General features: G+C 48.0%; 13 protein-coding genes. 6 read left to right on the top strand and 7 right to left on the bottom strand.

What is annotated here, in order from left to right; genetic code table 11:
- The first annotated feature begins 7 nt into the window (after positions 1–7).
- Genes citF through RXX31_RS13520 form a run of 4 tightly spaced genes read left to right on the top strand, consistent with a single transcriptional unit; the run spans position 8 to position 3,847 of the window.
- Positions 8–1,522 carry a citrate lyase subunit alpha gene (gene citF / locus RXX31_RS13505; RefSeq protein ID WP_411197985.1) on the top strand — a complete coding sequence of 505 codons (1,515 nt, stop codon included), beginning with the start codon at positions 8–10 and terminating at the stop codon, positions 1,520–1,522.
- Positions 1,519–2,058: a citrate lyase holo-[acyl-carrier protein] synthase gene (citX, locus tag RXX31_RS13510; RefSeq protein WP_317589983.1), complete on the top strand. Its 540-nt coding sequence runs from the start codon at positions 1,519–1,521 to the stop codon at positions 2,056–2,058. The genes citF and citX overlap by 4 nt, the downstream gene beginning before the upstream one ends.
- Positions 2,042–2,983: a triphosphoribosyl-dephospho-CoA synthase CitG gene (gene citG / locus RXX31_RS13515; RefSeq protein WP_317589985.1), complete on the top strand. Its 942-nt coding sequence runs from the start codon at positions 2,042–2,044 to the stop codon at positions 2,981–2,983. Before citX ends, citG begins: the two co-directional genes overlap by 17 nt.
- Before the next feature lie 33 nt (positions 2,984–3,016).
- Positions 3,017–3,847 (top strand): DUF5718 family protein, encoded by an 831-nt coding sequence (locus tag RXX31_RS13520; protein WP_317589986.1) that lies wholly within the window; start codon positions 3,017–3,019, stop codon positions 3,845–3,847.
- Positions 3,848–4,026: 179 nt separating this feature from the next.
- On the opposite strand, the gene RXX31_RS13525 is transcribed toward RXX31_RS13520, so the two are convergent.
- On the bottom strand, positions 4,027–4,929 hold the full coding sequence (locus RXX31_RS13525) for a LysR family transcriptional regulator (RefSeq protein WP_317589988.1): 903 nt from the start codon (positions 4,927–4,929) through the stop codon (positions 4,027–4,029).
- 145 nt (positions 4,930–5,074) lie between these two features.
- Between RXX31_RS13525 and hutH the strand changes: the two genes are divergently transcribed.
- Both hutH and RXX31_RS13535 read left to right on the top strand, forming a co-directional pair.
- Entirely contained in the window at positions 5,075–6,568 is a 1,494-nt protein-coding gene (hutH, locus tag RXX31_RS13530; RefSeq protein ID WP_317589989.1) for a histidine ammonia-lyase, read from the top strand.
- A gap of 14 nt (positions 6,569–6,582) precedes the next feature.
- Positions 6,583–8,595, top strand: coding sequence for a urocanate hydratase (locus tag RXX31_RS13535; RefSeq protein ID WP_317589990.1), 2,013 nt, complete (start codon positions 6,583–6,585; stop codon positions 8,593–8,595).
- Positions 8,596–8,676: 81 nt separating this feature from the next.
- On the opposite strand, the gene RXX31_RS13540 is transcribed toward RXX31_RS13535, so the two are convergent.
- From RXX31_RS13540 to doeA, 6 genes are all read right to left on the bottom strand, one after another.
- Positions 8,677–9,198 carry a DUF2058 domain-containing protein gene (locus RXX31_RS13540; RefSeq protein ID WP_014233705.1) on the bottom strand — a complete coding sequence of 174 codons (522 nt, stop codon included), beginning with the start codon at positions 9,196–9,198 and terminating at the stop codon, positions 8,677–8,679.
- A gap of 157 nt (positions 9,199–9,355) precedes the next feature.
- Positions 9,356–10,762: an aspartate aminotransferase family protein gene (locus RXX31_RS13545; RefSeq protein WP_317589991.1), complete on the bottom strand. Its 1,407-nt coding sequence runs from the start codon at positions 10,760–10,762 to the stop codon at positions 9,356–9,358.
- A gap of 34 nt (positions 10,763–10,796) precedes the next feature.
- A complete protein-coding gene (locus RXX31_RS13550) occupies positions 10,797–12,317 on the bottom strand; it encodes an NAD-dependent succinate-semialdehyde dehydrogenase (protein WP_317589992.1) in 1,521 nt (506 codons plus the stop codon).
- Between the two features lie 152 nt (positions 12,318–12,469).
- Entirely contained in the window at positions 12,470–12,949 is a 480-nt protein-coding gene (locus RXX31_RS13555; protein ID WP_317589993.1) for an Lrp/AsnC family transcriptional regulator, read from the bottom strand.
- 52 nt (positions 12,950–13,001) lie between these two features.
- Positions 13,002–14,009, bottom strand: a complete 1,008-nt coding sequence (gene doeB / locus RXX31_RS13560) for a N(2)-acetyl-L-2,4-diaminobutanoate deacetylase DoeB (RefSeq protein WP_317589994.1) — start codon at positions 14,007–14,009, stop codon at positions 13,002–13,004.
- A 47-nt stretch (positions 14,010–14,056) separates the two neighbouring features.
- Positions 14,057–15,244, bottom strand: coding sequence for an ectoine hydrolase DoeA (doeA, locus tag RXX31_RS13565; RefSeq protein WP_317589995.1), 1,188 nt, complete (start codon positions 15,242–15,244; stop codon positions 14,057–14,059).
- Positions 15,245–15,262 lie beyond the last annotated feature (18 nt).

Raw genomic sequence — 15,262 nt, forward strand, 5'->3', positions numbered from 1 at the left:
CAGTATCATGGCAGAATTTGAATTTAATCTAGACCTTCCTCACGCGTCTTCGCTGACCGCATTTGGCGGTGCCAACCGTACTACGCCTTATCTGGTTGATGCGAAAGCAAAAACGGGTCGCAAAATGAAAACCGACCTTGAGCAAGCGATCCGCGACTCGGGCCTACAAAATGGTATGACCGTCTCTTTCCACCACTCGTTTCGCGGTGGGGATAAAGTCATCAATATGGTGATGGAAACTATCGCCAGTATGGGCTTTAAAAACCTAACGTTAGCGCCGAGTTCACTAACCAGCGTTCATTCGCCTATCGTTGAGCACATCCGTAATGGTGTGGTGAGTAAGCTTTATACCTCGGGTATTCGCGGCGAACTGGGCGAGGCTATTTCGAACGGATTGTTGCAAGAACCCGTGCATATTCACTCCCACGGTGGTCGTGTTCACCTGGTACAAAGTGGTGAGCTGAATATCGATGTCGCCTTTATCGGTGTCCCTTGCTGTGATGAGTTTGGTAATGCGAATGGCATTCATGGTCAATCTCGCTGTGGATCGTTGGGCTATGCCAAAGTGGATGCGCAGCATGCAAAACATGTGGTCATGCTGACAGAAAGTTTAGCGCCTTATCCCAACCATCCTGCGTCTATCACGCAAGACTATGTAGATGCGGTAGTGCAAGTCGCTGAAGTGGGTGACCCAGCCAAAATTGGCGGTGGTGAGACGCGCCTTACCAGCAACCCGCGTGAACTTCTGATAGCGAAGCGAGCGGCGGATGTCATCATCAACTCACCTTATTTCAAACAAGGCTTTAACCTGCAAACCGGGTCTGGTGGCGCGTCGTTAGCGGTCACTCGCTTTTTAGAAAATGAAATGGTGAAACAAGACATTACAGCAGAGTTTGCGTTAGGTGGTATCACTTCAACTATGGTGGCGATGCACGAAAAAGGCTTAATTAAAAGCTTACTGGATGTGCAATGTTTTGATGCTGGTGCGGCGGACTCATTAGCACGCAACCCAAATCATATTGAGATTTCCGCTAACGAATACGCGAATCCATCCTCAAAAGGGGCGGTGGTTGATCGCTTAGATATTGTGATTCTCAGTGCGTTAGAAATTGATACTCAATTTAACGTCAACGTAATCACCGGTTCTGATGGGGTCATTCGCGGTGCTTCTGGTGGCCACTGTGATACCGCCGCAGGTGCAAGTTTAGCGATTGTCGTTGCGCCACTTGTTCGCGGGCGAATTCCAACCGTAGTGAATCGAGTGCTCAATACGGTCACACCGGGTGAGTCAGTGGATGTGTTGGTGACCGATCACGGTGTGGCGGTGAACCCAAAACGTGCGGATGTGCGAGAGCAGCTAGAAAGCAAAGGCATTGAAGTGGTAGAGATTGAAACGCTTTACCAACGCGCTATGACTTTAACGGGTGAACCAGCACCGATTGAGTTTGAAGAACAAATCGTGGGTTATGTTCGCTACCGTGATGGCTCTGTGATTGATGTGATTAGGAGAGTAAAACAATGACCTGTGATCGCCAAGCACACGCGGTTGGGCTTGACGAAGTATTGGAGAGCAAAGAGGCTCGAATGAAACGACAACATGAGTGGCTTAGCCGCCACTCATCACCTCTTATCTCCTTTACTGTCAATATTCCCGGCCCATACAAGTTAACCCCAAGTTCCAGCAAAGTGTTTGAACAAGGGGTGGAGGCCATAAGCCTTGCTTGTAAGCAACACGGCTGTGATATAGCCGAGCGCCAATTGCTGACGAAAAATACTGGCCCTGAAGGGGTCTTTGCGGTGAAAGCCGTCAGCGCATCGGTACTCAAAAAGCTGATGATTAAAATTGAGTCTTGTCACCCGTTGGGCAGGCTGATGGATCTCGACGTAATAGGCGAAGACGGCAAAATTATATCGCGCAAAGGGAAACAAATGCCGCGTCGCAAATGCCTCATCTGTGAGCAAGATGCCGTCGTCTGTGGGCGCAGTCATCGTCACGCACTCTCTGAACTGACTTCCGTCATCGATGAAATGGTAAGAGAATATGAATACAGCGCTTAATCTTTTAGTGGGTACTGAGCACTTTTGCAGTACACCTGTTCAAGCTGATCGCTCAGTCCGTGTTGACCTGTTCAAATTGGTCTCTGAGTTGGCTTATCACGCGATGCTGGTAGAAGTGCACCTGACGCCGAAACCAGGGTTAGTGGATTTACTTGATAATGGCGCCCACAGTGACATGGATGTGCGCCTGTTTGAACGCAGTGCCGAAGCCATTAAGCCTTTTATTCATGACTTTTTGAGTGCTGGTTTTGAACATCGTCCGTTTATGGCTGATAGCTTACTGCCAGCATTGAGGCCTATTGGTATCCAGGCGGAGCAGGCGATGTTTAGATCCACTCAAGGGGTCAACACGCATAAAGGTATGATTTTCAGCATTGGGCTGATTTGCGGTGCCATTGGTTGGTTAAAAGGCAAAGGTTTAACGCTTGACTCGATTCATGTTAGCCACGTCATAAAACGTTGTTGCGAAACCTTGGTTATAGATGAACTGAAACATTCAAATCGCACTGCCGATACTCACGGTGAAAAGCTCTTTCAGCAATATGGCTTGACTGGCGCTCGCGGAGAAGCGGCGTCGGGTTTTGCCACCATTACTCAGTTTAGCCTTCCTGCGTATGAGCAAGCGATTGCCAAAGGAAAAACCACCGAACACGCATTGTGGCAAACTTTGTTGGTCTTGATGGCCAACAACCAAGACACCAACGTTGTGTCTCGCGGTGGCATGCATGGACTGCGTTTCGTGCAAAATGCAGCTTGGCAACTTTTGCAAAAAGGGGGCTGTGACCATCCTCAACTCGAACAAGAACTTATTGAACTCAATAAGCAGTTTACTGAGCGCCGTCTGAGCCCGGGAGGGAGTGCAGATTTGTTAGCGATGACCTGGCTTTTAGCGCAGTTAAACCACCTCAGTCAACATAGTCGTTAAAGCGACAACAGTGAAAATAAGGATTTCACCTTCATGGAAATGTATACAGATGTTCTTGTGCTCGGCATTGCGGGTAACTTTGCCGGTCACCTACAACAAGCGGGAGAGGCGGCAGACTTTGCCCAGATTGAAGGGGCAGACCTTGCGATGCCGCAAGCACTGTTTCCTATCTACGTGCCTGCTGAGAGCAATTCATTTTTAACTAATTTCCCGCTCAGTCATGATGCGATTCAACTGCCTCTGGATGTGGATAATTTACAAATTGAACCAGAAGTGGGGCTGTTGTGCGATGTCATCTATGATCAGAATAATCACGTCGTTGATTTACTGCCTCAATCATTTGGTGCCTTTAACGATTGCTCCATTCGCCGTCCTAATGCTAATAAGATCAGTGAGAAAAAGAACTGGGGAACGGCGTCAAAGGGCATTGCCCAAACCATGTTGCCGATAAGCGGTTTGACTCGTGGCGGTGATATTGATCAATATCGGATTGCAAGCTTTCACCAGCGCGGCGAAGCGTTTGAACTGTATGGTGAAGATTGCGAAATCTCTGGCTACACCTATTTCTACGACACCTTGCTTAATTGGATTGGTGAGCAGATGAACCAGCAGCAAGACATGGGGCCGAAAGAAAATATCAAACAGATGATTGCTGAAGCAAACTACCCATCTCAGGTCCTGCTGGCGTTAGGTGCGACGCGTTACACCCCATATGGTGAGTCTAACTTTTTAAAACGTGGCGATGTGAGCATGGTGGTAGTGTATGACCAGCGCAGTTATACACCGCAGAAAATTCGTCAGTTGGCGGCAGCTAATGATCTTCAGCAGCAGGGTATTTCGGCGGTGGTTCAAACCGTGTTCTAACCCTAAAACATTCTATTTGTAGGGCAGTGTTGGCGTTGGTCGGTACTGTATTTTGCCTAACATCAGAGTTGTAGGGACATGGATGTTAGGCTTTTCTTATTTCGCTTTTCTTATTTCGCTTTTCTTGTTTCGGAAGTAGAGGAATCCCCACTCCTGTTGGTTAAGATCGCTTTACATGGCTATTTATCTGAGATGTAGCAACGTTTAATCTCTTCAATCAGCGCCTTAGCCAGTGGTGTAGCAGAATTGTTTTTCAATGTGATCAACATAACCGGAATTTGGTAGGTGTATTTTTCCGGCAGGATAGGCTTGAACAACCCCTTGTCGACCCAACTGCTGGCGTAGTGTTCTGGCAGGTAGCCAATAAACGCGCCTGATAAAATCAAATGTGCGATCCCTTCATCGTGATAGGCGGTAGCGCTGTTTTGGTAATTCAGTGCGTCGTTGCGGGTTTCTTTGTCACGCATGTAGTTACTGGTGATCACTTCTGCTTGTTGTAAAAGAGTCTTGATTTCAGAAGGTTTGCAGTCGAATAGCGGGTGGCCTTTGCCACAATACAAATAGTTGGTTTCATTATGCAGGGGGAAGTAATCGAGTCCTCTTAATTGGTGACGGCTGACGCCAATACCGACCAGCGAACGACCATTTACTACCGATGTTTCTACTTCGCGTGCTTCACAGACGTTGATGTCGAACTGTAAGTTGTTGCTTCGGCTTTTTAATGACGACACTACCTCTGACACGCGGCAGCGTGGATCGTTGACTAAGGTGTCAATCATGGCAATCGTTGCTCGGCCAGAAAGTTCATTTTTCGAACTTGCGACGGTGGCAGCAAAGGCTTCGCACTGTTGTAGTAATTCCAGTGATGCCTGATAAGTCACCCGTCCTGCTTCTGTTACTTCAAAGCCGCTTCGTCCGCGTTTACACAGTTTAATACCAAGCCGCAATTCCAAATCCGATAAATGAGAACTAATGGTTGAGCGACCGATGTTTAAACGGGATTCCGCTGCCGATAAACCACCACACTCGACAATAGCAACGAATATTCTCAGCATACGTAAATCAACGTCTTGCACCTGCATAGGTAGGCCTCTTTATAGTTTGGATTGTTAGTTCGATAAATCCGGAATGAACTACGAACATTATGCTTTTATAAAACATCCAGAGCAAGCTAGCATAGGTCCATAAGTAACGTGATAGCAAAATATCGTCTGTTAGGAGAACAAAATGACGTTTAGATATGGTGTAGACCGACTAAACCTAGATATCGTGAATGGAATTGCTGACGGCAGCATCAAAGCGGAACTGTGTGAAGAAGCGCTGGATAAGATCAATGCAAGTCGTCGTAATGTAGACATCATCGCTGCATCTGATAAGGCGGTGTACGGCATCAATACTGGTTTCGGTCCTCTATGTGATACGCAAATCTCACCTGAAGAAACGCATCTACTACAAAAAAACCTCCTGATTACTCATGCGGTTGGTGTTGGTGAGCCAATTGCTAAACCAATCTCAAAACTGATGCTGATTACTAAGGTGCATGCGTTAAGTCAGGGTTACTCGGGCATTCGCCTAGAAGTGGTTCAGCGCATGTTGAGCTTCATCGAACTGGATCTTATTCCTGTTGTGCCGGAGCAAGGATCAGTGGGGGCGTCTGGCGATTTGGCCCCTCTTTCTCACCTGTTTTTGCCTCTTATCGGTGAAGGTGAATTCTGGCAGGGAGACAGCATTGTCCCTGCGGCACAAGCACTTCGTGAAAACGGCCTAGAGCCTCTTGAGCTGCATGCTAAAGAAGGTTTGGCACTGATCAACGGCACACAGTTCATCTTGTCACATGCGATTACCGCGCTAACAAAAATGCGTTACCTGCTAGATCTGGCTGATTTGGCTGGCGCGATGAGTATCGAGGGCATGCAAGGCAGTGGCTCGCCATTCAGAGAAGAGCTTCACCTGACGCGTGCGTTCGTAGGTAACATTGAAGTTGCAGCGCGTATGCGCCGTTTCTTCGAAGGTTCTGAGAACATGGCTTCTCATGCTGATTGTGTTCGCGTGCAAGACCCATATTCACTGCGTTGTATTCCGCAGGTACACGGTGCTTCTCGCAACGCTTTTAACCACTTAAAAGAGCTGGCTGAAATCGAAATGAACTCTGTGACTGATAACCCGATCGTTATCAGTTCTGAAGAAGCAATTTCAGGTGGTAGCTTCCATGGTCAACCTCTGGCGATGGTATTGGATTACGCTTCAATCGCAGCTGCGGAGCTGGGCAACATTGCAGACCGTCGTTGTTACCTGCTTCTTGAGGGCTTGCACGGTCTGCCGCGTCTGTTGACCTCATCTGGTGGCCTTAACTCGGGTATGATGATTCCGCAATACGCGACAGCTGCACTGGTGACTGAAAACAAATCACTCTGTTTCCCACCGTCTGCTGATAGCGTACCGACCTCAATGGGTCAGGAAGATCACGTTTCTATGGGTAGCATCTCTGGTCGTAAACTGAACCAGATTCTAGGTAACCTGGAAAAGATTTTAGCTATCGAACTGATGTACGCCGCGCAAGCGATAGAGTTTAGACGTCCGCACAAATGTTCAGATCTGATTGAAGAAAACTTCCAGATTATTCGTGAGAAAGTTGCCAAGCTAGAAGAAGACCGCCTGCTTAAGCCTGATATCGATGCGATGATCACACTGGTTAAAACACAAGCATTTAACGTGAACTAAGGGAGACTCACAAAATGAAAACCGTATTAAATTTTCAAGACCAGATTAAGCAAGGACTCCCTAGTACACTGCCGGAAGCAAAGCCTTATCCGGAAGGCGTAAACCGCGCGCCAAAACGTAAAGACATTCTGAGCCCAGAAGAAAAGCAGCTCGCTATTCGTAATGCATTGCGTTACTTCCCGAAAGAGTGGCATGAGGAATTGGCAGCGGAGTTTGCTCAAGAGCTGAAAGATTTCGGTCGTATTTACATGTACCGCTTCAAGCCAAGTTACAACATGAAAGCGCGCTCTATTTCAGATTATCCAGCCAAGTGTGAGCAGGCAGCGGCCATCATGCTGATGATCGACAACAACTTAGATCCTGCAGTAGCACAGCACCCAGAAGAGCTTATCACTTACGGTGGTAACGGCGCGGTATTCCAGAACTGGGCGCAATATCTGCTGACCATGAAATACCTAAGTGAGATGGAAAGCGACCAGACGTTGCACTTGTACTCTGGTCACCCTATGGGGCTGTTCCCGTCGTCTGAAGAGGCACCGCGCGTTGTTGTGACTAACGGCATGATGATCCCGAACTACTCGAAGCCAGATGACTGGGAAAAATTCAACGCATTAGGCGTGACTCAATACGGTCAGATGACGGCTGGCTCGTTCATGTACATCGGTCCACAAGGTATCGTACATGGCACCACAATCACGGTAATGAACGCGTTTCGTAAGGTTTTGGAAAAAGGTCAAAGCCCACAAGGTAAGATCTTCCTGACTGCTGGTCTTGGCGGTATGAGCGGTGCGCAGCCTAAAGCAGGTAACATCGCAAACTGTATTACTGTGTGTGCAGAAGTGAACCCGAAAGCGGCGATTAAGCGTCACGAACAAGGTTGGGTCGATGAGCTAGTTGATAACATGGACGCACTGGTTGATCGTGTTCGCAAAGCTCAGGCTAATGAAGAAGTGGTGTCGATTGCCTTTATCGGTAACGTGGTTGATGTATGGGAAGCTTTCTACGAGAAGGAAATCTTTGTACATCTGGGTTCGGACCAGACGTCACTGCACAACCCTTGGTCAGGCGGTTACTACCCGGTTGATATCAGCTACGAAGAGTCTAACCGTCTAATCCGTGAAGAGCCTGAAGTGTTCAAGGTAAAAGTACAAGAGACTCTCAAGCGTCATGCTGATGCAGTAAACAAACACACAGCTCGTGGTACTTACTTCTTTGACTACGGTAATGCCTTCTTGCTTGAAGCTTCTCGCGCTGGTGGCGATGTGATGGCGGAAAACGGCATCGACTTTAAATACCCATCATACGTGCAGGATATTCTTGGTCCTATGTGTTTTGACTACGGTTTTGGTCCATTCCGTTGGGTTTGTACTTCAGGTAAACCAGAAGATCTGGACAGAACCGATGCGATTGCTGCGGAAGTGCTAAGCAAGATCATGGAAGAGTCACCAGAAGAAATTCAGCAGCAGATGCAAGACAACATTACTTGGATCAAAGATGCGAAACAGAACAAACTGGTTGTAGGCTCACAAGCCCGTATTCTTTATGCGGATGCGCAAGGTCGTATGGAAATCGCGAAAGCGTTTAACGATGCGATCAATCGCGGCGAAATCGGTCCTGTTGTTCTTGGTCGTGACCACCACGATGTTAGTGGTACAGATTCACCTTTCCGTGAAACGTCGAACATCTATGATGGCAGCCGCTTTACTGCTGACATGGCGATTCACAACGTAATCGGTGATGGTTTCCGTGGCGCGACTTGGGTTTCTATCCACAACGGCGGCGGTGTAGGCTGGGGTGAAGTGATCAACGGCGGCTTTGGTATGTTGCTTGACGGCACTGACAGCGCGGAGCGCCGATTGAAGTCTATGCTGTTGTTCGATGTTAACAACGGTATCGCACGTCGTAGCTGGGCACGTAACAAAGAAGCTAATTTTGCGATTCAACGTGAAATGGAAAGAACACCGAAGCTTAAGGTGACGTTAGCGAACAAAGTTGATGACGACATTATCGAAAACTTGTCTTTCTAAGTGACCTGTACTCAGAACTGAGTCGAAATAAATAAAAAAGGCAGCGAATTTCGCTGCCTTTCGTTTTTAGGTGTTGGTGAATTACCACATCAAATCATCAGGAACGACGAACTCTGCATATGGGTCATCTTCTGCAGGAATGTCGGCTTCAGGTTCTTTTTGATCGATAATCACAGACTCGTCACGCTGCGCAATTTTGTTTGCCACGCCACGAGGGATAACCACATAGCTCTCGCCTACAATCGCAATAGCCAGAATACCTTTGATCAACTGTTCACGAATCAGAGAATCAACGTAGAGTGATTTCACCAAAGTGCCGTCGGTAAAGTTGTATTTGATGTCGCCATCTTTCAAATCAACTTTGTTCATTTCGATCAATTGATTGATTTGAGCTTTGATTTCTTTACTCAAACGTTCAGCATTCTGTTGTTCGCTCAACGCTTTATCTCGTTCTAACTGCTGGCGTTTGCTCTCTTCAACGGCCGCTTTGACTTCGCGTGCCTGAACGCGGGATTTTTTCGAGCCTTTTTTCGCTTTCTTGAGTTTTTTCTCGTTAACCAAGCCAGCTTTTAGCATTTGTTCTTGAAGGGTTAGTTTTGCCATGTTTAATCCAGTTAATCCGCAATTTTGGCTATTTTAACCAGTCCTGATCAGCAATAAAAGAGTGAGGAAGGGAAGTAGGGCGAATATCCTAATAAAATGCCGGCTTTTGAGGTAAAAGCCGGCATGTCATGCTCAGTATATTTGACGTTTAAAGTGGTTATTTAGCGTTCCACTGTTTAGAGGTGACGAGGTTATCCATCACTTTATTGACCGCTCGGTGCGCTTTAGCCACGATAGTGTCGACATCATTGCGGTTGGTGATTAGCGCTGGCGCAAAGCCCAGAATGTCACCATGAGGCATGGCTCGTGCAATCAGGCCGACTTCCAGACAAGCCGCCGAGACTTGTGGGCCCACTTTTAAATTGGGATCAAAGTGCGCGCGACGCAGTTTGTCTGGCGAAAACTCCAGGGCATGCAGTAAACCAATACCACGAGAATCGCCGACGAGCGGATGATCTTTGAAGGTTTCACTCATACGTTGTTGCAAGTAAGCGCCCACATCTGCTGCGTTTTGCACTAAGCCTTCTCGCTCAATGATATCTAAGTTGCAGTTCGCCGCTGCTGCTCCCATTGGATGCCCTGAATAGGTATATCCATGGCCGATTGCTCCCCAGAGGTCTGTACCGTTTTCCAGAACATTCCAAACTCGTTCGCCGACAATCACGCCTGAAAGAGGCTGGTATGCCGATGTTAAGCCTTTTGCAACTGTAATAAGGTCTGGCTTCATGTCATAGTGGATAGAGCCAAAATCAGAGCCCAAACGACCAAAGCCACACACTACTTCATCGGCGATCAACAGAACATCGTATTTATCGAGAACTTTACGGATAGCTTGCCAATAGCCTTCTGGAGGCGGGACAATACCACCGGTTCCGAGTACAGGTTCTGCTATCATTGCTGCGACCGTTTCAGGCCCTTCGGCAAGTATCATCGACTCAAGCTGATCCGCACAGTATTGGGAGAATTCCAGCTCCGACATGCTGTCATCTTCTCGGCGGTAATAGTAGGGCGCCATGGTGTGCTTGATGCGCTCCAGTGGCAGATCAAAGTGCGCATGGAACAGGGGTAATCCGGTCATAGAGCCAGACGCGATACTTGAGCCATGGTAAGCGCGATCACGGGAGATGATCTTTTTCTTCTCTGGCAAACCACGAACATTGTTGTAGTACCAGACTAATTTGAGCTGGGTTTCGTTGGCGTCACTACCGGACATTCCGTAGTAAACTTTGCTCATGCCGTTCGGTGCCATTTTGATAATTCGGTCTGAGAGTTTAACCAAGGCTTCATTGGTGTGACCAACATAGGTATGGTAGTACGCCAACTCTTTCGCTTGCTCGTAAATCGCCTCTGCCATCTCTGTTCTGCCATATCCAATATTTACGCAATACAAGCCAGCAAATCCGTCGATAAGCTCAGTGCCTTCTGAGTCGGTGATTCGAATGCCTTGTCCGCTTGATATGATTCTGCCCGGAAGCTCACCAGCCGCGTATTGCTTGAGGTGGGTTGAGGCATGAAAAACACGTTGACGATCGATCTCTAGAAGTTGTTGGGTTTTAGTGCTCATAATCATTCTCCTGTTGATATTGTAATTTCCTGTCTCAACTGCCACTGACTGTCGGCAATGCACCTAAGCAGCAATATTTAATCTCGCTGTATTCTTCAAAGCCGTGAAGGCTTCCCTCCCGTCCTAATCCGGACTGTTTTACGCCGCCAAAGGGTATTGGATGGCCAGTCATCTTGACGGAGTTTACGCTTACCATGCCAAACTCTAACCCACGCATACATCGCCAGATCAGGCGAATATCATGACCATAAACATAGGCAGCGAGGCCATATTCGGTGTTGTTGCTCATTTCTATAACGCGGTCTAAATCCTGATAAGGAAGCACACCAGCGACGGGGCAAAAGTTCTCTTCACGGTAGACGTCCATCTCTGGTGTTACATCGGCGAGTAGAGTCGGAGCGAAGAAGTTATCGCCTGGAACCACTTCGTGGTAACCCGCGACTAATCTTGCACCTTTATCAAGGGCATCACGCACGAGATCATGAGCTTTGTCCACGGCCGCTCGATTGATCAGCGGTCCCATAGTCGACTTGTCGTCTAAGCCGTTACCCAGCACAATCTTGCTCATGTGTTTGGCAAAGGCTTCTAAGAACGGCTCGTATTTATCCTGCGGTACGAAAATTCGGTTTGCAGCCAAGCAATCTTGTCCCGCAGTTTGAAATTTTGCGTCTACGGCGGCTTTGGCTGCTGCTTCAACTTCCATATCAGGCAGTACGATAAAGGGCGCGTTGCCACCCAGCTCCATACTGCATTTCTTCACAGTTTGGGCTGCGTCACGAAGTAGCAGTTTGCCTACGCGAGTCGACCCAGTGAAAGAGAGCGCTTTGACCTTGTCTGAGCGACAAAGGGTCTGAGAAACCATGGAAGCGTCACCAGTGACAACGTTAAACACGCCTGCCGGAAATCCTGCTCTATCAGCCAATTCCGCCAATGCTAAGGAGGAAAAAGGTGTCTCACTGGCGGGCTTAATGATCACCGGGCAGCCAATAGCTAACGCGGCGGCCGCTTTTCTCGTGACCATGGCATTGGGGAAATTCCATGGCGTAATGAGCGCTGCAACCCCAATTGGTTCGCGTATTGTGGAAAGTTGGGCATTGGGTATATGACTTGGGATGGTTTCACCGTAGCTACGACGGGCTTCTTCAGCAAACCAACGCACAAACGATGCACCGTAATCTATTTCGCCCAGCGCGTCGCATAAGGTTTTCCCCTGCTCCATTACCATTAAGCGGGCGAGATCCTGTTTGGATTGCAGAATTAGGTCATGCCAGCGCATTAATATTTCAGCGCGCTCTTCTGCCTGCATTTGGCGCCATTGACGAAAGGCGCGATCGGCATCATCAATGGCTTTGTATAGCTGCTGCTGAGACAGTCGGGTGATGTAACCGATAACCGTATCATCGGCCGGATTACTTACTGGGTGGAAATTATCACCGCTGGTCCATTTACCGTTAACGTACGCTAACCCTCTGACCAAGCGTACGTCCTTCATGATCGCCATCATGTCGTGTGAAGCTTTAACTTCGTCACCATGAAAGTTGTGAAGTGCTGCCATAAGTCCCTCTCAAGCATCGTTGTCCATAGTTAAACTGTAATCGAGGAGAGGGATAAATTATTTCTGATGGGAGGGCTGGTACGATGAAATTTTTCTTTATAAAGGCAGAAAATAGCGATTTTTTCTGCTCACTACCGGTTTAACTTTTCCTTTTATAACAACGCGTTTTGACTGATCTCTAAACTACCTGAATCTCGCTTGATGGTTTTGGTAACGATGTAAGTAAAATAGCGTTCAATGCCCACTTCAGAATCCAGCCAGTTATCAATCAGTCGCTGGTATTGGTCGATGTCCTCTGACTGAATTTTGAGGATGTAATCAATGCCGCCACCAGTGGCATAACAGTCGGTCACTTCGGGGGTGTGCCTGACCAATTGCTCGAAGCGTTTGAAAGCCTGCGCGTTGTGCTCTTTGAGCGAAACCTCGACCATGACGGAAGTGCGTTTAAATAACACATCGGTATTCACCTTTGCGCCATAACCTTCGATGATGCCCGCTTCTTCGAGTTTTTTTACCCGTTCCCAGCATGGGCTGACGGACAGGTTTATTTCTTCCGCTAGATGGGATTTAGTAATGCGACCATTGTCATGAAGGATCTGCAGAATTTTGACGTCGTAGCGATCGAGGCGCATGATTATTCTCCTCCTGGTTTGGACGAAATACTGACGAAAGTAAGCCAGATGTTTAAATGAATTCTCCGCAATCTTTCGCGATGACAGCGAGCGTATCTCCAATATTCACCATAGCAGGAAAACGGCGCGCAGCGAAAATACCGCCTCGCTCTGCTTGGTACTCTATCGGAGCTTCACCAGTGCGTTCGGTAGAGTAGACTCTGACAATAACATCGCCTTGCTTGACGACGTCTCCAAGCTCAAACAGGTACTCTGTGATCCCTTTGTGCTGACTTTGTACGTAACAGTCTGCGTCTGGCATGTCGAGTAATTGGGTTGGCTGAGCGGGTGTTGCGTACTCACCAGAAAGGTTGCCGGCATAGCGTAAAAAATTACGAATACCACGGTCTGCATATTGAATTGTTTGCGGGGTACTGGTTCCGCCCCCGCGCAGTTCAGTGGTGACGAACACTTTCCCCTGAGACTCGACGGCGGTGTCATACAAGCTGGTGGCATCCATTTCGAGCATGATCATGGTGTAAGGGGCGCCAAACAGTTTTGCACCCAATATGCTTGCTTCTTCTTGTTCTGGGTTCTCTAAGCGGTGGGCCGCTGCGAACGGCAGGATATCCAGGGTTTTTCCCCCAGAGTGAATATCCAGAGCGAAATCGCACAATGGCACCAGATAGCGAGTAAAATAATCGGCGATTTTTTCTGTTACGGTTCCTACAGGGTTACCGGGAAAACTTCGGTTTAAGTTACCTTTGTCGATAGGGGAAGTGCGAGAGGCATTCTGGACCGCTGGTAAATTCATCATTGGCACCATAATCACGCGTCCACGTATTTGTTCGGGCTGTAGTGAACTCGATAGCTTTAAGAGACTGGTGATCCCTTCATATTCGTCACCATGGTTGCCGCCAGTCAAAAGTGATGTTGGACCCGGACCATTTTTTATCACGGTTATCGGGATCATAATGCTTCCCCACGCGGAATCATCATGGGAGTGAGGTAGGGTTAGAAATCCGTGTTGGATACCTTCTCGGTCAAAGTCGACAGTGGCTGTGATCGAGCTATCTTGCATGCAAACTCCTTTTCTTTACGAAATCTTTTTGTATTAACCCTGTTTAATCAGTGTTTAATAAACAAATGGCGCGGAAAATCACACAGGGTTTTTGCGCCAAGTCGGGTGATGACAATGCTTTCTGTTGTCTCTAACCCCCAGTCTTTAAACCACAGGCCAGGCATAAAGTGGAAGGTCATTCCTTCCTGTAGCACGGTATTGTCGGAGTCGCGAAGGCTCATGGTTCTCTCGCCCCAATCTGGGGGATAGCTGAGGCCAATAGGGTAACCACAACGAGCCCCTTCACGGGAAAATCCTGCTTTGTCGAGGACCTTGTTCAACGCATTGGCAATATCAGCACAAGTGTTGCCAGGTTTAGCGGCCTCTAAACCAGCTTCAAGTCCGCGAGTCAGTGCTTCATCGGCGCGTTTGAATTTATCATCGGGCTCGCCCAAGAAAATGGTGCGAGATAAAGGACAGTGGTAACGCCGGTGCGCCCCTGCGATTTCAAAAAAAGTGCCTTCTCCTTTTTTGAACGGCCTGTCGTCCCAGGTTAAGTGAGGCGCAGACGCATCGGCACCTGAAGGTAATAGCGGAACAATAGCGGTGTAATCACCAAAATGTTCCTCATGGCCAAGGACGGCCTGACGGTTAATTTCTGCTACTAGGTGATGTTTCGGTAAGCCCGGCTCTATCATGTCAAAAGCAACACGATGCATATTTTCTACAATACGTGCGGCGCGGTACATATACGATAGCTCTTGGTCAGACTTTACCGCACGACACCAATTCACCAAGCCAGTAGCATCAAGCAACTGCGCATTCGGCAAATGGTTAATCAGCGATTCGTATGCGGTCGCGCTAAAGTAATAGTTGTCTTTTTCTACGCCTATGCGGCCACGGTCCCAGCAGCGAGGAGTCAATACCGACTCAACCAAATAATCCATTGGGTGCAGAGGCGGGTTCATCACATAATGATCGGGGTAGGAGGCGATGTTCTCAGCCGACATATACGCGGTTCGATAAGCGCCGTTTGCGTCGTGGTAGCGCCCAAACCAGATAGGTTCGCCTTCAGGACCTACAATCACGCATTGAGGCACGTAAAAAGACCATCCATCATACCCAGTCAACCAAGACATGTTGGATGGGTCATGGATAATGAGTACATCTAATTCTCGTTCGAGCATCGACTGTCGAACTTTAGATAAACGTTCTTGGAATTCTTCCAACGTAAAATGCATAGTAATGCCTCTCATACACTCTCCTTGTGGAAA

Origin of the sequence: Vibrio sp. EA2, assembly GCF_033042495.1 — a bacterium.
Classification (GTDB): domain Bacteria; phylum Pseudomonadota; class Gammaproteobacteria; order Enterobacterales; family Vibrionaceae; genus Vibrio.